Origin of the sequence: Cytobacillus oceanisediminis, assembly GCF_003182355.1 — a bacterium.
Lineage (GTDB): Bacteria > Bacillota > Bacilli > Bacillales > Cytobacillaceae > Cytobacillus > Cytobacillus oceanisediminis_A.
This window is the reverse complement of the sequence record NZ_QGTW01000005.1, coordinates 136,657-155,855: the sequence shown is the minus strand read 5'-3', so window position 1 is coordinate 155,855 and position 19,199 is coordinate 136,657. Positions and strand designations below refer to the sequence as shown.

Below are 19,199 nucleotides of genomic sequence, written 5' to 3'. Positions count from 1 at the left end.
AAAGAATTATATTAAGAAATCCTGTAAAAATGTTACCGGGTTCGGTCAGGGGAGAAATAATAAATTGAGTGGTACAAATTGCATAGCGTTTAGCATCCTTCTTTTTATTGATATATCAACAATTATTGTGTCTTACACCTTAATTAGCGTAGAGCTGAAGGCTCAGCTGATTTTCCGGCCTTTTCTTTTTGAACTAACAAACGGGGCAGAATTGGGCAATAAAGAAGCGTTTTTCCCGGCAACTAACTGATTAAAATTTAATGGTTCGACGGCTTTAAATTATTTGACAACAAAAAGGGAAAACTGTCATTAAAACACTCGAAAGGGATGCGTTTAATGCATGTTGCAATTACGATTCTTACCATTATTGCTTCCTTTAAATGGGGAAATTGGAAGAACTGGAGGAAATACCATGCCAGTATGTTTTTTATTTCCACGGGAGGTTTGCTGTACGAATATATCGTAAAAGAAAACACCTTATGGAAGTTCCATCCAGATTTTTTTATATGGACATGCAATGGTTGTTATTGTTTATGCTCTTATTACAATGCCTATTAGTATCTTTCTTTTTCTTTCCCGTTTTCCTGAAAGGTGGTTTCTAAGAGTAATTTACGTATTTCTTTGGTCGGGAATTTACATATTAATTGAATGGATCCTATATGTATTCGAGAGGGTTTCCTACCAGAATGGATGGCAAATTTGGTACTCTTTTTTATTTGATATTGTAATGTTTTCAGTCATTGCGCTGCATCAGTACAAACCATTCCCAGCTTATATCATTTCTATATTTATTATCATTTTTTTAATCACTTACTTTGATATTCCTTTTAAGTTTGCTAAATAACTCAAACTGTATTTAACGATTACTTGTTAAGCTAATAGGTGCTGGGGTTATAAATCGGAGTTGCTGCAGCAACTCTTTTTCTTTATTGTTCAAGCGGACCAGGTTAGCAATAGGCCCCATATTAAGCAAAGGAAAACTTCATTGACAGTAACAAAAAGATGGGAACAAGGTAAGAAGATTATACTGAAATGATGAATACGATGCAGAAGGGACAATAAATGTGTTAGAAGTCCAGGAAATAAGAAGATTGTGTTTTCTTGGGGAGAGGAGCAGAATGAAGAAACCATTGTTACCATAACACTCAAGCAGTTGGATAATAAGAGTACAATTATTGAAGTTAACGAATCAGGCTTGAAAGAAGAAGACCCTGAAGCAGTAAATAAAATGATGGGACAAAAAAAGCAGGTATATAAAGTACTATTTAGAAAATGACGTATAGATTTAAAAGCATCTTTAATTCATTAATTAAATATTTTTCGCACACTTGTTTGACTACCGGGTGCTTGTGTTGTAAGTAATGATTTTTAAAAGGGATGGCTTTAATTAGAGAACGAAGTAATAACCGAGTTTTGTATGCACCAATAGCGGGATTCGTTCTTATTAACTAAAACCTGCAATTCACTTCTATTAGCACAGACCAAGGCATAGGTCTGTGCTAATAGTTATTTTATAACAATCAAGTAACTCCTTACTATTGTTGAGGTGCGGAAGGAGTTGAAATACTTTGCAATGCCTGTTCTGCCTCGTTTGCATATTGATTTTGTACTGCTAAATCACCTAGAGCAACCATTCCTACTAATTGTCCATTTTCGGTTACCGGCAAACGGCGAATTTGCTGCTGTGCCATTAAACTTGATGCTTGATGAACATCCATATCCGGTGTACCTTGTACGATTTGCTGTGCAGTCATGACTTGAGATACAGGTGTTTGTGCATTTTCTCCTTGTGCTGTCGTACGAAGGGTAATATCACGATCCGTTACTATTCCAACCATCTGTCTGCTGTTATTTACTACTGGGATAGCTCCGATATTATATTGGCTCATTAACGCTGCAGCTTCCTGTACTGTTTGTGTTTCGTTAACTGTAACAACATTTGATGTCATGATATCTTTTAATTGTGCCATGAAATTACCTCCAAATATAGTTTCTTTTTATAGGATGGGGAAAATTGGCGATATTATTAATGGTAATTTTTATCTAAATTTAAAGCTGTACAGTGTATTTTTAAGTAATTATTTCCAAATGGGGGATTGTTAAAGTGAATATCATAATAAAGGAATTACCTGAAACTGAAGTAGCATTTATTAGACGTTCCGGGAGTTATTATGAACCGCAAGAACACTGGGGAATGCTGATTAACTGGGCAATTAGCAATGGGCTATACCCACCTCAGCAATCATTTATCGGAATTTCATTAGATAATCCTGATTTAGTTAAAAGCAAGGATTGCCGCCACGATGCTTGCGTTACAATTCCTAGCGGATTTGATAAAGAGAAACATAAAGATGTGAAATTTAAAAAATTGGATGGTGGGCTCTATGCCTTTTATCACTTCTATAATACACCTGAAAAGCTGAATTTTGCATATAAGTATATGTTTGGAGAATGGCTGCCAAACAGCAATTATGAGGCAGATTACGATCGATTTAACCTTGAATATAATATGAATAACCCTTCCGAAGATCCAGAAGGGAAATGTAAAGTTGATTTATTGGTGCCAATAAAAAAAGAAAATCTTGAAAACTTACGGCTGCAATCCAGAATGTGCTGCTAATTTAATGGTGGCATTTTTGTTGTTGAGCGAGTAAGCAGTTTAGTTTAACAAAAATAAAAGACATTCATCAAGAATGTCTTTTATCAACACTTTATTTTTTCTTTATTGGCAATATCCTTAACAACATCCTCAAGGGTTACATTCCCTAAAACCTTCTCCATTGCTAGTTGAGCAGCTGTAAATAAGGGTTCAATTGTATTTTGGATGTTCCTGCCAACGGGACATTCTGGATTTGGATTGTCATGTACACTAAACAACTCTTTATCCTGGACAACATTAACTGCCTTATAAACATCCAAAAGTGTAATCTCGGATAATTGCTTTGTAACTTTAGCTCCTGCAATGCCAGGATGTACCTCAACTAAGCCTGCCTTTTTTAGCATTCCCATTAGTTTTCTGATCACGGCTGGATTCGTGTTTACACTTGAAGCCAAAAATTCCGAAGAACTTGTTCCCTCTTTATTTAAATCAATTAGAGCTAATATATGAATTCCAACAGCGAATCGGCTGCTGATAGACATTTATAGTCACCTTCCCTATTATCTAAACGTTATTATTTTTCCTTACAATGTGTAATTAAAATGATTACAAGTGTATTATAGCAAATTAAGAACAAAAGATATAATGAGGGCTCACCTGTTGACAAGCGGGTTACCTGTAACTATAATATGTACATGTAATTATGTTAGTTACAGCTAAATCCGAATGGAGGAATAGTTCAAATGAAATTATTAGTTACAGGAGCAACTGGGAAATTAGGTTCAAAGGTTGTAGAATCATTATTGAAATCTGTACCTGCAAGTCAATTGGCAGTTAGTGTTCGTAATCCAGAGAAAGCCGCAGGACTAAGTTCACAAGGTGTAGAAGTTCGCCATGGTGATTTTGACCATCCCAAAACTCTTGATACTGCTTTTGCAGGGATTGATCGCTTATTAATTATTTCTGCTGATGGTGATAATGAGACAAGAATTCGTCAGCATACTAATGCAGTGGAAGCAGCTAAACGTGCAGGAGTTAAATTTATTGCTTATACAAGTTTAGCAAATGCAACAGAAAGCAAGAATTTAATGGCTCCACCTCATGTTGCGACAGAAGCTGCCATTGTTAATACTGGTATTCCTTATTCTTTCTTGCGTAACAATTGGTATTTGGAAAACGAAATTGGAAGTATTCAAGGTGCATTGGCAGGTGCTCCATGGGTAACCTCTGCCGGAGAAGGTAAAGTAGGTTGGGCGAATCAACAAGATTATGCAGAAGCAGCCGCAGCCGTTCTTGTTGAAGAAGGTCACGAAAATACAGTTTACGAACTTTCTGGTCCACTTTTAACTCAAGAAGAATTAGTGAAAGTACTTGGTCTTGTATTAGGGAAAGAAATACCTGTACAGCAAGTTAATGATGAGACTTATGCCGAAATCATGAAAGGTTTAGGCTTACCTGATTTTGTGATTCCGATTGTAGTCGGAATTCAAGAGAGTATTCGAAACGGTTCATTAGAAGTTGAAAGCAATGATTTTGAGAAAGTTCTTGGTCGTCCAGTTACGCCTGTTAACGAAGCACTGACACAAATTGTTAATGCCATCTCATAAACAAAATAACACCTTAACACAATAAAAACCGACCTTTCTGATTTAACAGAAGTCGGTTTTCTTATTGTAGAATGGTGCAATTACAGTTCAAAGAAAAAAAGGAGGCTCTGAATGTATCATTTTTAGGGCATAGAAAGCAATTAAGGCAATTGGAATGCAAAAGATATTAGGTAGTGGAATGTTCCGCTTTAACTGGCATACCGTGAAAATTTATGGTTCTTAGTATTGATAAGACAGCCACTCAAAGTGAGATGATTTTTCAGCTCTCTTCACTTTTTTATTGAATCCCTTTCTGCTTGATTGATAAGATTATATAGTTTTATATAAATCAATAACCGTAGAAATAAAACTTTTTGTTGCAGGCGACGCTTGATCTGTGGTGCCTCACCCAATAATCAAAGTGAGATTAAAAGCGAAAATAATAGTAAGAGAAATAGTGATAAAGTACAAGCAATGTAAACAAGTCAATTAAGCCGGGTAATAAACTTGAAGGTTTATTATGAGACTAAAAGATAAAGTAGCCATCGTAACGGGGGCAGGTTAGCGGAACAAGAAAAAGGGAGTTCTAATTTGAAATATATAAAAAGAGCAGTATTTACGTTGGAAACGTTAAATACTGCTCTTTTTATATATCAACATAGAAAATTAACTAAATACCATTGAAAAAAATGTGATCCTGTGGTAAATTTGTATAGATGCGCATTGTTTAATTAAATTTAAGTTTATTATCCCTATCTTAATTATACAATGCAACCTATCCGTTAGTCAACCCTTTTATAAACTTTTTTTTAGGAGTGTTTGATATGAATTCAGAACTTCAGCATGAGCAAAAAAGAGTCGACAGTGTAATGGAGACAATTACGGAGGAAATCAACCGATTGGAAGAAGAAACTTCCAGGCGTAAAAACGAAGTGGTTCATATCCGCAAACACTTTTGGGATGAGGTCAAGGTGAATATTGATACCTTTGATGATTATCTTGAAACCGTCATCGGGCTGAGGCAGGAGGCTCAAGCTCTGTCCGTAAGCCAAAGCACTCATAGGCATGCATCCAAGCGCTTGTCCACGCTACGCAGAATGCAGGAGGTTCCCTACTTCGGCCGGATCGATTTTATTGAAGAAGGTTCTTCAGCACAGGAACAAATCTATATTGGCATCTCCACGCTGAGAGATACTAGTGGCGAAAATTTCCTTATCTACGACTGGAGGGCTCCGATCTCAAGTGTCTACTACGATTACCAGCCCGGTCCCGCTAAGTATGCAACACCCGGAGGCGTAATCCAAGGCACATTGGAGAAAAAGTGGCAATATCTTATCCGCGGCGGCGTTCTTCAATCCATGTTCGATACGAGCCTCACCATTGGAGATGAGATTTTACAGGAGGTTCTGGGCAAAGGTACTGACAAACATATGCACAATATAGTGGCTACCATACAACAGGATCAAAACCGGATCATCCGTCATGATCGAGGAAGGCTGCTCATTGTTCACGGTGCGGCTGGCAGCGGCAAGACATCGGCTGCTCTGCAGCGGATTGCTTATTTGCTCTACAAATATCGGGATAATCTGAATGCTGATCAAATTATTCTATTCTCTCCTAATTCGATGTTTAACAGTTACGTGTCCAATGTGCTGCCGGAACTCGGAGAAGAGAATATGCAGCAGGTCACATTTCAGGAATACTTGGACCATCGGCTGAGTAAAGAATTCCAGGTTGAAAATCCATACGGGCAATTGGAATATGTTTTAACTGCAGCGAATACCCCTTCGTACAGGTCAAGAGCTGCGAGCATCCGATTCAAAGCATCTGCCCGTTTTTTTGAGGCGATCAATGCATACATGAAGTGGCTGGAGTTATCTGGAATGTTATTTAAGGGCCTTATCTTCAGAGGAAAGCCGATTGTTACCGCTCAACAAATTGCAGACAGGTTTTATAGCAGCGACACCTCACTCCGCTTCCATAACAGACTTGAAAAGTTGATGGATTGGCTAATTAAGCAAGTAAATGATGCCGAAAAGGCCGAACGGACTAAGCCATGGGTGCAGGAGGAAATCGAACTGCTTAGCAATGAGGATTATCATAAGGCACATACCTACCTGGCGGAGAAACGCGGCTTTAAAGGAGAGTCAATTCATGATTATGAAATCGAGCCTGAAGCGTTAGCCCGCTTGATTGTTCGACAAAAGCTAAAACCATTGCGAAAACGAATTCGGGCGTTTCGTTTTGTTGATTTTAAGGCGATATACAAGCAGCTTTTTGCTGATCCCCTGCAGATCAAACAGTGGATAGAAGGGGAAGCACCAGCCGAGTGGAAGGATATATGTCAGGCGACTGTGGAAATGCTGGATGAAGACAAACTATTTTATGAAGATGCTACTCCGTTTTTATATTTGAAAGAGCTGATTCAAGGCTTTCAGACGAACAGTTCGATTAAACACATTGTGGTTGATGAGGCGCAAGATTACTCGCCTTTCCAATTCGAGTTTTTGAAGCGTTTGTTTCCAGCGTCCAAGATGACAGTGCTCGGCGACTTTAATCAGGCGATTTTCGCCCATGCCAGTGAAATGGTTGATTTTCACCCGCTTACCAGACTATACGGACCGGATGAAACGGAAGTGATCAATATAGCACGGAGCTACCGCTCCACAAAGCCGATCATCGAATTTACACGAAGGTTAGTTCCGAACGGCGAAAGGATTATCCCTTTTGATCGCGACGGCAAGAAACCCAAGCTGAAACAATTGTCCGATCACGAAGAACTGCACAGCTGCATTGCCTCCAAAGTCGCAGATTTGCGAAGTCAAGGGTTTAAAAGTGTTGCGATTATATGCAAATCGGCAGAAGAAAGTTTAAGTGCATATGAAGCCCTGTCCGGCATCGATGAAATTAAACTTTTGAAAAGCAACTCGACTGAATATGAACAAGGAGTAGTTGTTGTACCGTCGTATTTGGCCAAGGGCATCGAATTTGATGCCGTCATCATTTATGATGCATCGGAGAATGTATACGGTGATGAAAGCCTGCGCAGAGTTTTCTACACCGCCTGCACCAGAGCTATGCATGATTTGCAGCTCTACAGCGTAGGTAAACCGAGCCCTTTTTTTCGAAACGTTTTGCGGGAAGGCTTCATCCAAGTCTGACTCAGATGGAGTTATTCGATAAACAAATCTTCACTTAACATAGAAAGTAGGGCTGATTCTATATGTCGCAGGAAACCAAATCTGTTCAAAAAAAAACGCCATTATCGGGGCCTTTGTTGCTATATTAAATGAAACATTAACCATCTACACAGGCCACAACTGAAATAAAACAGCAAATCATGAATGAAGCGATGCTGCATGGTATTAATTTTACCTTCTTTATTTCTGCATTGATTGCGGTTATCGCACTCATTCTTGCTTTCTTTATTAAAAAGGTAAAACCCCATCATGAAGTTAAGACGGATGAGGAATTAGTTGTTGTTAAACATTTAGAGACTGCTAAAGAGTGATAAATATGCTGACAACCGGGTGATGCCTAGCTCTGGCATCGCCCGGTTTTTTATATTCACAGGCCTCCAAAAAAAATTACAAAAAACACTTAACAAGTGAATAGGGGTTAAACAAGAATTAAAAGGGTGATACATATTACACATAACTAATATGTATCACCCTTTATTTTTTATGAGTTTTTAAAATTTAGGTCTAGATAATTTATAAACAGTACATCTTTTTTATAAACGATACGACTATCTTTCAAATCCACAATTAAGAAAATCAAACCAGATTTATATATTGAAAATTAATGAGGAAGAATAAGTAATTCATAGCCATCTAAGCAAGTTAAAAAGATAGAAGTTAGGATCCTAATTCGTAAACCACTTGATGTTTTTTGATTGAAAGTTCTGTAATATAGTAGAAAATAAAGTGAATACACGGGGATGATTTATAGTGTTGGACCAGTTAAGATATATTGACGGCATTACGATAATTGATACTTCAGGAACAATTTTGTTTACCGTTAAATTTAATCCAAGGTTTCACGAAGAAATTGATGAGAATGAGAAGATTATCGGCCTAAGCCTTTTTTCTGCTTTCCCTATGCTTGATGAACGATCGAGCACCCTTTTTAAGGTAATGAAAACAGGAAAGCCGATTTATCGTGCAAAACAAAATATAGTCGATTTCAGAGGGATTGAAAAAGAAACCACAAATGTTTCGTTACCTATTAAAGCCCATGGGAAAATTATCGGCTCGATAGAACTCTCAAAGGATATAAGCGATGAAGACCGTCCGCTCAATTCAGTTATAGAAATTGATTCAAGTTCATTTAATAGTAAGCAATTAAAAACGAAGATTCAGCCGGAAAGAGCTGTTTATTTTTTGGAAGATATCATAACGGTTGATGAAGAAATGAATCAATTAAAGGAATCTGTCAAGAAGTTTGCCAAAGGGGATTCGCCTGTTTTTATCTATGGAGAAACAGGGACGGGCAAAGAATTGTTTGCCCATGCGATACATAATGAGAGTGAACGATCCACAAAACCCTTTATTACCCAGAATTGTGCTGCACTTCCTGAGAGTTTAATTGAAAGTATTTTGTTTGGCACAAAAAGAGGCAGCTTTACAGGGGCTGAGGATAATCCTGGCTTATTCGAATTGGCAAATGGCGGAACTCTTTTCCTTGACGAGATTAATTCAATGCCGATTCATCTACAGGCAAAACTTTTAAGGGTATTGGAAGATGACTGTGTTCGCAGGCTAGGAGACAAACTGGTAAGAGCCGTTAATGTTCGTGTCATTACTGCAACTAACGTGCATCCGGCACAGTGTGTCCTGGATGGAAAGCTGCGCCAAGATCTTTATTACCGTCTTGGGGTTATGACATTGGCAATTCCTCCTTTACGAGAGAGAAGAGAGGATATACGCCTGTTGGTTGATTATTTTGTTAGTAAGTTTAATAAAAGCCATAAGAAGAACATTGTTCATATTTCAAGAGATTCACTAGAGTTTTTGCTGAGTTATGATTGGCCAGGAAATGTCAGGGAGCTTGAAAATGTGATCGAATATGCGATAAATCAGGCAGATGCTTGTGATGATACATTACAATATAATCATTTAGAACAGCAAATTAAGCATTTAATGGGTATACAACAGTCTTTTTCCTCTATAAAAATCAAGCCGTTAAAAGATGAGATTGCAAATCTAGAAAAAACAAGAATTGAACAGGCAATGATTCTAACAAGCGGAAATGTATCAAAATCTGCACGGCTGCTGGAAATCCCTAGACAAACATTACAAAGAAAAATTAACCAATACGGAATAAACAACAGGTTTAACTACCATCAATAGATAGGTGCCCAAAACTTAACAGCAAATTGCTCGTTTTATACCATTTAAGATTTACACAACCATTTTATTGTAGGCAAAAATCCTTTTGCAAGGGGTTTTGCCTGCTTTTTTATTAAATTTCCCCTTTTTTTAAAGCTGGCATGAGTTTTGCATTTAAGTATATAACTTTTAAAAGAAGGGGAGAAGGACGAAGATGAAAATCGGGGTTTTAAAGGAAGTTAAGGATGGGGAATCACGTGTTATTTTAACGCCAAATGAAGTGAAGGTACTGTCGCGTAAAGGCCACAAGGTATTGGTAGAAAAAGATGCAGGGCTCAAAGCGGGTTTTCCTGACCAATCTTACCTTGATGCCGGAGCAGTGATTATGCAGCAAGCGAAAGATATTTTTGATCAGTCCGATATGGTTGTGAAAGTAAAGGAAATTAGTCCGAAAGAGTATTCACTTATTAAACCGGGGCAAATCCTTTTCTCATGTCTGCACCCTGCGGCAAACAAAGAAGAGGTTGATGTGTTGTTAGATAAAGAAGTAATTGCTATTACAGCGGAAGATACTCATCGTTTCGGATCACCTAATTGTGAAGTGGCTGGAAAGCTAGGTGCATTAATGGGAATCCAGTATCTCCTCTCAACAAACGGTGGATTGGGAAAATTAGTAGGAGGAGTAGGCGGTGTTCCCGGAATCCAAGCATTGGTGCTAGGAGGAGGAATCGTCGGAAAAAGCGCGGTTGACGTCCTAGCTTCATTAAGAGCACAGGTGAGGTTACTAGACATTAATATCGGTGTCTTAAGAGAGGCTCAGTTTCTTTTTCCGAAGAATGTTACGACAGGATTTTCGAATCAAGAAACGATTAAAGAAATTTTACCGAGTGTGGACCTTATCATCAACTGTGTGAAGTGGCCCAAACAACGAACAGACCATCTGATTACAAGAGAAATGCTTGGTAAGATGCAAAAGGGATCGGTGATTGTTGATATTAGTGCAGACGTTGGAGGAGCTATTGAAACCTATCGTCCAACAACGTTTAATGATCCGGTTTATACAGTGGACGGTATTATCCATTACGGAGTTGATAATATACCTGGAGCCGTTCCAAACACGGCATCGATTGCGTATGCCGCATCTGTTTTCCCACATATACTAGCTATTGCCGAAAAAGGGGTTGAAAAAGCTTTGCTTGAAGATGAATATCTTCGAAAAGGGCTTACTGCTTTTAAAGGAGTGTTAACCCATGAAGAAACAGGCAATATTCAAAATCGACAATGGGTGAAACCTCAGGAGTTGTTAAAATAAATTTTATTTTTAGGGAGGGAAGTACATGGATTTAGGTATTCTATCACTTGTTCCTGCAGCGGTTGCAATTATATTAGCATTTGTAACAAGAAACACTGTCTTTTCGCTTGCTGTCGCATGTTTTATCGGAGTGCTTATAGCTGGTCAAGGACTATTAGGATTTCCAAACTTGATGAAAGAAGCATTAGGTACTACGAGTTTTTCGTGGATTTTTTTACTGGAACTTTTTATAGGGGTGTTAATTGCATTTTTTCAACGTACCGGTGCTATTCAGGAATTTACACTAATCATGGAGCGCAAGAAATTGAGCAGGGTCAAGACACAGCTTTTTTCCTGGTTTTTAGGTATGTTCGTGTTCTTTAGTGACTATTTTAGTCCGTTATTCGTCGGATCGACAATGCGCAATTTGTCTGATAAAGCAAAAATTTCAAGAGAAAAGTTGTCTTATATAGCGGATTCAACTTCTGCGCCTGTAAGCGTCATGGTTCCTATCACAGGATGGGCAGTGTTTATTTCAGGGTTATTGGTAGGAATGGGAGCTATAAAAAGTCCGGATATGGCGATGGGAGTTTTTGTTCAATCAATCCCTTTTAACTTTTATGCCATATTATCGGTTCTATTTGTAGGATTAATTGCCATGAAAGTAATCCCTGATTTTGGGCCGATGAAGAAAGCGGAGGAACGGGCACTAAAGGAAGGAAAAGTTTTACGTGACGGAGCCGAACCGTTAATGGGAGAGGAATTGACAGAAACCCCACCTTTTGATGGGATAAAACCTAATGTCTTCTTGAATTTTTTCTTGCCTGTTTTGATTGTGATCTCTATCGCAGTAGGTACGTTCATTGTGTTAGATTCAGCAAAAACAATGGAAGCGTTTTTGGCAGCTTCTGTAATTTTAGGTGTTATTATGCGAATACAGGGAATCCCTTTTAATGATATTATGAAAACGGCAACTGCTGGGATGAAGGGTGTTTTACCAGCAATAATCATTTTGGCGTTCGCCTATTCCTTGAATAAACTAACTGAAGACATCGGGACAGCTGATTACGTTGTATCCGTCAGCGAAAATTGGTTGACTCCAAGCCTGCTGCCAGTCATTACCTTTATAATTGCGGCGATCATTGCTTTTGCTACAGGTTCTTCTTGGGGGACTTTTGCAATCGTCATGCCTTTAGCGGTTCCTCTTGCATTTAACTATACAGGGGATGAAGTGACGACGATTGTTTTAGCTACAATAGCAGCTGTTGGAGGCGGAGGTGTTTTTGGAGATCATTGTTCGCCTTTATCAGATACAACCGTTCTAGCCTCCACTGGTGCAGCCTCCGATCATATGGATCATGTCAAAACACAGATTCCGTATGCATTAACAGTAGCAGCAATTGCTTGTGTTTTTTATCTGATCGTTGGGATCGTTTTTGTTTAAAATTGATTGTTGGTGGTACTCCATACCCATCAAGCTAACACTAACGAATGCTTAAAGTAGAGCCGTTTCTGAAGACGACCGTCTATGCTATTAAAGAAAAGCAGGACAAATAGGCTTGAAACAGGTCATTTTTTAAAGATATGCTTCTTTAACACCATTTTATTGAGTGGAATGGTGTTTTTTTATGGAAAATTTGCACATTAATCTTTAGATGCTATTAACATATTAAGAAAAATCGAACCCAACTCAATTTAAGGGAGGAGATTTATATGGAATTAAATAAACCTGATATGCAGGGACTAGATCAATTAGATACAGCAGTTCTTTGCAGAAAATGGTTGTTATAAATGGAATGATTAACTATGGGACCAAACCGCAAAAGGAAAAGGGGCTTCAGGAATTAAAGAAGATTGAACCTATTATCTTAAACTCTGTTAATCTCACAAAATGTTTGTGGTAAAATGCGGTAAATACATATTATTAAAAGCGGAAGAACTGCAATCAGGGATGAAACCTTGTTTGCTGTTCTTCCGTTTTTTTAGGAGGAAAAATGATGAATACTATTGCAAATGGATTTAAAGAAAAAAGAAAAGCTAAGAATCTGCTGCTAATTGAAGTAAGTAACGGATGTGGATTATACCCTAGTACTATTTTAAAAATTGAAATGGGAACCCACAGTAACACAAATGACATTCAAAAGCTTTCTTCTTTTTACAGTAATTAAAAACTGCGTAACAAGTGTAACTGGAGCATTCGGGAACAGACTCGTTTAAACTCTTTTAAAAAGTTTGCAAGCCCATCAATTAGTGGTAAGTGTCCGCGATACAGAAAAGGCGGAAACCGTAAGCTTGGAAGAATTTATGTTAATTCGTCAAATTTCAGACAAGCAATTTAAAAGTATTCACCATTATGGGATGTATTCTAGACGAACTAAAAATTTATGTAAAAGAGTATTAAGCGCTTGGTAATAAATTACGAAAACTCAAAATTGTCAAAATAATTAAAAAATTAGTAAAAATTATGTAAAAAATATTAAAATATTTTATCTATAATAAAACTAATCAATGAAAAAAGGTATTTTTATTACATTAATAGGAGGGTTAATTTAAGAATGGGAGAAGCAAGAACAAAGTTGCTCATGAAGAATAAGAAAGTAAGATTTCCCCTTTTTGTTTTGTTTGTAATTCTAATGCTGATAGTTCAGGCATGTTCAACTGGAACCAAAGGCAGCATTGATGGCAGTTCTGCTGAAGTGAAAAACGAAAACGAGGGAGGGACATTAAAGGTTTTAATAAAATCTGATGCAACAAGCTTAGACCCCCATTTTATTACGAATCTATATACAGCGAGTATCATTTATCAAAAAGTGTATGAAACACTTGTAGTCCCTGATAAAAATATGGAAATTCAGCCAGGGCTTGCAAAAGAATGGAAACAAATTGATAACCTAACTTGGGAATTTAAATTACAAGAAGGAGTTAAATTTCATGACGGTACAGATTTCAACGCAGAAGCAGTAAAGAAAACATTTGTCCGCTTACTTGATTTGAAGACTAACTCTCCGCAAAGAGAAAAGTTTAGTATGATTAAGGAAGTAAAAATCATTGATGATTATACAGTTCAATTTCTTTTATCCGAACCGTACGCACCGCTTTTATCCATTTTAGCTGCGAATGAAGGAAGCATTATGAGTCCAAAATTGTTTGATGAAAGTCCTGCTCAGATAGCGAAGTCGCCGGTTGGTACAGGTCCATTCAAGTTTGAAGCTTGGCAGACTGGTAAGCAAATTACATTAGTGAAAAATGAAGAATATTGGGGTGAAAAACCAAACATTAATAAAGTAGAATTTAAAGTTGTGCCTGAAGATACCACCCGTTTAGCAGCGATAGAAACAGGAGAAGCGCACATTACAGACCAGGTTCCAGTATCGGAAATAGAACGCATTGAAAACTCAACTACAATGAAGCTATACCGAACAGATGGATTAGGTGCTGAATTTATTGGATTTAGAACACATAAACCTCCATTTGATAATGTGTTAGTTCGACAAGCAATTAGTCACGCGATTGAACGTGATTCGATTGTATCTGGGGTATTTAACAATGTTGGGAAATTAGGAAACTCAACGATGAGCCCAAAGGTATTTGGGTATAGCGAAAATGTGAATCCATATGAATACGATCTAAACAAAGCTAAGGAACTTCTGAAAGAGGCTGGATATCCTAATGGCTTTGAAGTGACGTTGTTTACGCCAGACATAAAAGAACGAGTAAGTATGGCAGAAGTAATCCAATCTCAGCTTAAGGGAATTGGAGTTGATGTGAAAGTTGAAATGCTAGAGTATGGCGCCTATGTAGCAACACACGAAAAAGGGGAGGGCCATATGTTCAACAGCATCTGGGGAAATGCAACTGGAGACGGAGATTACAATCAATACAGTTTGTTCCATACAAATTCTATAGGAGCACCTGGGAATTTTTTTCACTATTCAAATCCAGAAGTCGACAAATTACTTGAAGCCGGCCGGAAGGAAATGGATCCAGAGAAAAGGAAAGAAGTTTATGAAAAAGCTCAAATGATTGAAATGGAAGATGCTGTATATATCCCGATACGAAGCCATGAGCATCTTGCTGCCTATAACCGCAATGTTAGTGATCTTTGGGTAAACCCAGTTAGTTATTTAATGTTGAATGATGTTAAAATTAAATAAATGTTAAATTGCATTTCAAAATTTTCCAATGTGAATTACGGAATACCGGAAAAAATTCAAAAACCAAATGAAACAGGTCCATTTGGTTTTGAATCCTGACCCCCGTGCAAGAAAAAATGTCGTAAATAAAAATGAAAATTATTAGGGAGCGGAGCCTAAGGCAGATAAAGTCGGAATCAGAGTAAGTTGCTCTGGCTCTTTTTTTTGCTTAAAATTAATGGAAGTATTCAGATAAATATTTATATTTAATGTTGCAAATTCACCGCAGCTGCTACAATTCTTTTTGACTTCTATTTCACAGGAAAGCTCGTTAATCATAGGAATAGGTAGGAGTAGCGTGACAAAAAGATAAAAGAGGTGATCGTAAATGATTACATTGTATTTACTTCCATAGTAGCCCCTCATTCTTTGAATCGTTTCCGTACCCCTATTCCACTATTGTTAAAAACATTTGATTATCTTTCTTGTTTATTAATATCATTAAGATACGGATAAAAATCATTAGAAAAAAGGTGCTAATAAACGTGTGTACCCATGACCATTTATGGTATTCAATTTAAATCGGTATATCTTTCAAAAGGAACCTCAATGATGGACTGGCAGCTACCATTGAAGGTGTACGAAAAGGATTAGGCCGGGGGGACTTACTTTAATTATTTTTTATAAGGGTTTTTAGTTGTATAAGGTCATAAGGTACGAGGGTTGAGGTGATATCAATGATATTAGTAAGTTCTTGTTTAGCGGGGTTAGAGGTAAGGTATAATGGTACGCATAGTTTAGATAATAAGATACGTAAACTAATAGAAGAAAATAAAGCAATTAGCATATGCCCTGAACTGCTAGGTGGTTTTTCAACTCCCAGAGAACCTGCTGAGATAATAGGCGGTAACGGGGAAGATGTGTTGGATGGGAAAGCTAAAGTCATCGAGAAAACAGGTAGAGATGTAACCGAACTGTACATTAAAGGAGCTTACGCAACATTAAAAAAGGCTATTGAGGTTGGGGCAACAATAGTCGTTCTTAAAGAATATAGTCCATCCTGCGGGAGCTCAATGATTTATAATGGTGAATTTAAGGGTAAGAAAATGATTGGAAATGGAGTTACAACTGCTTTACTCAACAGAAATGGATTACAAGTAATTTCAGAAAAGCAGTTTTCCGATAATATCGGTTGATTTATTTTACACAGCCTTTAATCTTCAACAAACGGGCGCTAATCTGTAATAAAATGAGGTTTTGCTTTGTATGAGTTCGATTTAGTGCAAAAGCGAGATGAAATATTAAGAAAAGGATGCATAAAGCAAAATTAGTAGGATTGTCCAAATTGGACAATCCTATTTAATTAACCCCTGTGTTACCATTATCTAATGACTCAGGTGATAATCTTAACATTGTATAATCCTTAAATATGCATCTGCTAGAACATTCGAGATTAGGTCAAGAAGTTTAACTTATGATTCGCTCCGTATGTCAACGAACTGTATAGCAAAGGATTCTTCCTTTTTATGTTCCAGCTTCCGATAAACAAACGCAAGCAGCATTGCTGGAATGGTACTGAAAATCATCCCGATAAAGGCGTATCTTGGCTCAATTTCGTATAAATACCCTCCGAAAATCGTAAACACGGCAGTGCTCCAGCTAAGTGCCAACGCCGAGTATATGCCTTGTGCTTTTGGTATTTGTTCATGTGGAATATTTTTGATTAAGTATTTCATAAAGGCATAATGAGCCATTGCAAACGAGCATGCATGCAATGTTTGTGAGATACCAAAAATAATAACATTTGGAAAGGCAAATACTAATATCCAACGTACGGATGAACCCAGTGCCGCTAGTGTCAGTAAAGAGCCTACTGAAAATTTATTAAAGCTTTTATCTGCGATTGAGAAGAAAATGATTTCTGCGATCACGGCAATATTAATAATGAAGCCAATTAGATATTTAGGTGCATGGATTTCCTGTAAAAAAATATAGCCATAACTATAATAAGAAGCGTGTGCAGCTTGCAGTAAAATCACAATAACGAGCACCATACCAAAGTGTTTTAAACTAAATAATTTTATCATACCACCTTTTTTTGTTTGATCTGCGTCCGGCTTTTTTAATAAAACAATGGGTGCATGCATAAAGCCAAGGACTACAAATACCAATATGCCTAAAACAAAAGCCCATAGAATCACTTCATCGCCAAGAGACTCGGTAAAGACGGTTAAGGCCATACCGGCCGCGACAAACCCAATGGATCCCCACAATCGGCTCTTCCCGTAATTTTTTAATTGTTTACTTTGCAGAAGTACGCCAGCTGCACTATCTAATGCTGGCATCAATGTAGGGTAAAAAACATGCAATAGTAACGTAACCACAAGTATGCTCGTTATGGAACTCGCAGGAATGTAGCAGAGAAGGGCAATTAGTGTGCCGATTGCTGAGCCATTTATAATCGTTTTACTACTAAAATTCTCTGATAAAAATGGAAACGCAAATAATGTAGAAATGCCTCTTGCAACCAAACCTAAGCTCATAATTAAGCCGGCTTGTGCAATCGTCATTCCTTTTGTATGAATCATCCATCCTGTCCAATAGGGAAGAAAGACACCCCATGTCACAAAAAAACTAAAGTACTGTCTGCTCATCCAGCGTTGTGTATTCATTAAATATCTCTCCTTTGTTTGTATGATATATTGAATATGCATACAATAATAGGAGATATCTCATATTTTGAGGTGGATAATGGAAATTTATAAAAATGAGAAAAGGCAACGTTATTTAGAGGAGAACTCTATTGCCCATTTATTTTCTTTACCGATTCATGAAATTATAGAAGTGCATGAATATAAACGGGATGAATGGATTATTCAAGAAGGCAGGAGACCATATTTTTTATTTTATGTCATCGAAGGTAAAGCAAAAATATATGTAACGCATCAAAATGGAAAAGTCTCTTTAATAAATTTTATCAATCCCAAAGATTATATTGGAGAAATGGAATTATTAAATGAGGTCTATTATACAAAAGGGATTCAAGCGTCTACTAAAACCATTTGTTTTGCGCTTCCTTTTCATCGTTGTCGCGTACAATTATTAGAAGATGTAACATTTCTGCGGGAACTAACCAAATTCTTAAGCTTGAAAGCAACAAGAATGGCTGCAAAATATTCGCAAAGTTTATCCTTTCCGCTCGAAAACCGTCTTGCGGAATTTATTTTACAAACTTCTGATGAAGGGATCTATAAGGAGAAACATGTAACTGTTTGTGAATTCTTAGGAGTTTCCTATCGGCACTTAATGCATGTGCTTGCACAATTTTGCGATAAGGGATATTTACAAAAGGAAAGACGTCACTATCGCATACAGCAGTACAACTCACTATATGAGCTAGCTGAGATGTTGTGGAATAAATAACTAATTTGTGATTAGAGGAGCTCCTTGTAAAATTAAAAATATAATATTTTTGTCTTTTGACAAAATAATCGTTTAGAGATGTTATGGCGAACCGTATCATGAGTAACCTTATTAAATAATCGAAACCTCAACAAACGGGCGCTAGAGTAAAAGAACAAGGCTGTCATTGCGGCAGCTTTTTTTTATTGGGCTAACGGGGCAGGATTAGTGGAAGAGGATATAAATAAATAATTGTGTTAATAATAACAGTTATCATATTAGGATGGAGATTAAGAATGTTTTTCCTATATTTTTCGGTCTTCGTATTTAATTTAATTGTTTTTTTTATGCCAAAAAACAGATCAGCTATTGAAATGTATACCACAACACTTTTTGCAATAGCCCTCCAGGCTTTAACAGATGTATATTTAGAATTTAAATATGATCTTTATTGGTATTTTGAAAGAGGAGCAGATCTTAAATCATTATGGATCGTGTTGGGTTTATATCCACAAGTGAATTTGATATTTCTTAATTTTTTTCCTTATAGGAAAAGGTTTTTAAAAAAGGTTATTTATATCTTTTGGTGGACCGTCTTTGCAATCAATTTTGAGTTAATTTTAGTTAAAATCAATATTTTTGTATATGATGAATGGAGGATATGGTTCTCGCTTCCTATCTACCCGTTGTTGTATCTAATTCTTTATTGGAATCAAATGTTTACGAAACGTTTAGTTGAAAAAAATAAATAGTGATGCCTCAATCGTATCGAAGCATTCTATAACACCTTTATAAAAAGTTTCTTTAGAAATCTTGTGAATCAGTGTCCTTTAAGGACCGTTGTTTATGTTCAAGAAA

At 37.1% G+C, this 19,199-nt stretch carries 18 protein-coding genes and 1 pseudogene; 16 read left to right on the top strand and 3 right to left on the bottom strand.

The annotated features are described in order from the left end of the window. The first annotated feature begins 64 nt into the window (after positions 1-64). From DFO73_RS11590 to DFO73_RS29305, 3 genes are all read left to right on the top strand, one after another. Positions 65-250 carry a hypothetical protein gene (locus DFO73_RS11590; protein WP_110064945.1) on the top strand — a complete coding sequence of 62 codons (186 nt, stop codon included), beginning with the start codon at positions 65-67 and terminating at the stop codon, positions 248-250. Between the two features lie 267 nt (positions 251-517). Further along, positions 518-844 (top strand): CBO0543 family protein, encoded by a 327-nt coding sequence (locus tag DFO73_RS29605; RefSeq protein WP_309043016.1) that lies wholly within the window; start codon positions 518-520, stop codon positions 842-844. Positions 845-1,093: 249 nt separating this feature from the next. Further along, positions 1,094-1,276 (top strand): hypothetical protein, encoded by a 183-nt coding sequence (locus DFO73_RS29305; RefSeq protein WP_258309416.1) that lies wholly within the window; start codon positions 1,094-1,096, stop codon positions 1,274-1,276. Between the two features lie 259 nt (positions 1,277-1,535). On the opposite strand, the gene DFO73_RS11575 is transcribed toward DFO73_RS29305, so the two are convergent. Then, on the bottom strand, positions 1,536-1,970 hold the full coding sequence (locus DFO73_RS11575) for a CBS domain-containing protein (protein WP_110064944.1): 435 nt from the start codon (positions 1,968-1,970) through the stop codon (positions 1,536-1,538). A 134-nt stretch (positions 1,971-2,104) separates the two neighbouring features. Between DFO73_RS11575 and DFO73_RS11570 the strand changes: the two genes are divergently transcribed. Next, on the top strand, positions 2,105-2,620 hold the full coding sequence (locus DFO73_RS11570; protein ID WP_110064943.1) for an AraC family transcriptional regulator: 516 nt from the start codon (positions 2,105-2,107) through the stop codon (positions 2,618-2,620). 83 nt (positions 2,621-2,703) lie between these two features. Here DFO73_RS11570 and DFO73_RS11565 read toward each other — a convergent pair whose 3' ends face one another. Next, positions 2,704-3,141, bottom strand: coding sequence for an Rrf2 family transcriptional regulator (locus DFO73_RS11565; protein ID WP_110064942.1), 438 nt, complete (start codon positions 3,139-3,141; stop codon positions 2,704-2,706). A gap of 201 nt (positions 3,142-3,342) precedes the next feature. Here DFO73_RS11565 and DFO73_RS11560 point away from each other — a divergent pair, with 201 nt between their 5' ends. The 10 genes and pseudogenes from DFO73_RS11560 (at position 3,343) to DFO73_RS11520 (ending at position 16,135) form a co-directional block, all read left to right on the top strand. Further along, the gene (locus DFO73_RS11560) at positions 3,343-4,206 is read left to right on the top strand and encodes an SDR family oxidoreductase (protein WP_110064941.1); all 864 of its coding nucleotides are present in this window, start codon (positions 3,343-3,345) and stop codon (positions 4,204-4,206) included. 803 nt (positions 4,207-5,009) lie between these two features. After that, a complete protein-coding gene (helD, locus tag DFO73_RS11555) occupies positions 5,010-7,346 on the top strand; it encodes an RNA polymerase recycling motor HelD (protein ID WP_110064940.1) in 2,337 nt (778 codons plus the stop codon). Positions 7,347-7,525: 179 nt separating this feature from the next. After that, on the top strand, positions 7,526-7,696 hold the full coding sequence (locus tag DFO73_RS11550; RefSeq protein ID WP_375137319.1) for a hypothetical protein: 171 nt from the start codon (positions 7,526-7,528) through the stop codon (positions 7,694-7,696). Positions 7,697-8,135: 439 nt separating this feature from the next. Continuing rightward, entirely contained in the window at positions 8,136-9,536 is a 1,401-nt protein-coding gene (locus tag DFO73_RS11545) for a sigma-54 interaction domain-containing protein (protein WP_258309414.1), read from the top strand. A 193-nt stretch (positions 9,537-9,729) separates the two neighbouring features. Further along, positions 9,730-10,827: an alanine dehydrogenase gene (locus DFO73_RS11540; protein ID WP_110064938.1), complete on the top strand. Its 1,098-nt coding sequence runs from the start codon at positions 9,730-9,732 to the stop codon at positions 10,825-10,827. Positions 10,828-10,852: 25 nt separating this feature from the next. Next, positions 10,853-12,250, top strand: a complete 1,398-nt coding sequence (locus tag DFO73_RS11535) for a Na+/H+ antiporter NhaC family protein (protein ID WP_110064937.1) — start codon at positions 10,853-10,855, stop codon at positions 12,248-12,250. A gap of 553 nt (positions 12,251-12,803) precedes the next feature. Next, positions 12,804-12,974 (top strand): hypothetical protein, encoded by a 171-nt coding sequence (locus DFO73_RS28625; protein WP_219993427.1) that lies wholly within the window; start codon positions 12,804-12,806, stop codon positions 12,972-12,974. Between the two features lie 103 nt (positions 12,975-13,077). Next, positions 13,078-13,215: pseudogene (locus DFO73_RS29925) on the top strand (IS91 family transposase); the annotation flags it as partial. A gap of 173 nt (positions 13,216-13,388) precedes the next feature. Next, complete coding sequence (locus tag DFO73_RS11530) at positions 13,389-14,960, top strand: glutathione ABC transporter substrate-binding protein (RefSeq protein WP_110065051.1); 1,572 nt, start codon at positions 13,389-13,391, stop codon at positions 14,958-14,960. Between the two features lie 716 nt (positions 14,961-15,676). Beyond that, positions 15,677-16,135 (top strand): DUF523 domain-containing protein, encoded by a 459-nt coding sequence (locus DFO73_RS11520; RefSeq protein ID WP_110064935.1) that lies wholly within the window; start codon positions 15,677-15,679, stop codon positions 16,133-16,135. 276 nt (positions 16,136-16,411) lie between these two features. Here DFO73_RS11520 and DFO73_RS11515 read toward each other — a convergent pair whose 3' ends face one another. Next, complete coding sequence (locus DFO73_RS11515) at positions 16,412-17,611, bottom strand: MFS transporter (RefSeq protein ID WP_110064934.1); 1,200 nt, start codon at positions 17,609-17,611, stop codon at positions 16,412-16,414. A 79-nt stretch (positions 17,612-17,690) separates the two neighbouring features. Between DFO73_RS11515 and yeiL the strand changes: the two genes are divergently transcribed. Next, positions 17,691-18,362, top strand: a complete 672-nt coding sequence (gene yeiL / locus DFO73_RS11510; RefSeq protein ID WP_110064933.1) for a transcriptional regulator YeiL — start codon at positions 17,691-17,693, stop codon at positions 18,360-18,362. 275 nt (positions 18,363-18,637) lie between these two features. Further along, a complete protein-coding gene (locus DFO73_RS29820; RefSeq protein WP_110064932.1) occupies positions 18,638-19,093 on the top strand; it encodes a CBO0543 family protein in 456 nt (151 codons plus the stop codon). Positions 19,094-19,199: the final 106 nt, after the last annotated feature.

Bases quoted from the DNA above. Each gene is read 5' to 3' on its own strand.
- DFO73_RS11560 (WP_110064941.1), top strand. From the start codon at position 3,343: ATGAAATTATTAGTTACAGGAGCAACTGGGAAATTAGGTTCAAAGGTT.
- DFO73_RS11515 (WP_110064934.1), bottom strand. From the start codon at position 17,611: ATGAATACACAACGCTGGATGAGCAGACAGTACTTTAGTTTTTTTGTG.
- DFO73_RS11565 (WP_110064942.1), bottom strand. From the start codon at position 3,141: ATGTCTATCAGCAGCCGATTCGCTGTTGGAATTCATATATTAGCTCTA.
- DFO73_RS11540 (WP_110064938.1), top strand. From the start codon at position 9,730: ATGAAAATCGGGGTTTTAAAGGAAGTTAAGGATGGGGAATCACGTGTT.
- DFO73_RS11535 (WP_110064937.1), top strand. From the start codon at position 10,853: ATGGATTTAGGTATTCTATCACTTGTTCCTGCAGCGGTTGCAATTATA.
- DFO73_RS11550 (WP_375137319.1), top strand. From the start codon at position 7,526: ATGAATGAAGCGATGCTGCATGGTATTAATTTTACCTTCTTTATTTCT.
- DFO73_RS11575 (WP_110064944.1), bottom strand. From the start codon at position 1,970: ATGGCACAATTAAAAGATATCATGACATCAAATGTTGTTACAGTTAAC.
- helD (WP_110064940.1), top strand. From the start codon at position 5,010: ATGAATTCAGAACTTCAGCATGAGCAAAAAAGAGTCGACAGTGTAATG.
- DFO73_RS11530 (WP_110065051.1), top strand. From the start codon at position 13,389: ATGAAGAATAAGAAAGTAAGATTTCCCCTTTTTGTTTTGTTTGTAATT.
- DFO73_RS28625 (WP_219993427.1), top strand. From the start codon at position 12,804: ATGAATACTATTGCAAATGGATTTAAAGAAAAAAGAAAAGCTAAGAAT.
- DFO73_RS29605 (WP_309043016.1), top strand. From the start codon at position 518: ATGGTTGTTATTGTTTATGCTCTTATTACAATGCCTATTAGTATCTTT.
- yeiL (WP_110064933.1), top strand. From the start codon at position 17,691: ATGGAAATTTATAAAAATGAGAAAAGGCAACGTTATTTAGAGGAGAAC.
- DFO73_RS29820 (WP_110064932.1), top strand. From the start codon at position 18,638: ATGTTTTTCCTATATTTTTCGGTCTTCGTATTTAATTTAATTGTTTTT.
- DFO73_RS11520 (WP_110064935.1), top strand. From the start codon at position 15,677: ATGATATTAGTAAGTTCTTGTTTAGCGGGGTTAGAGGTAAGGTATAAT.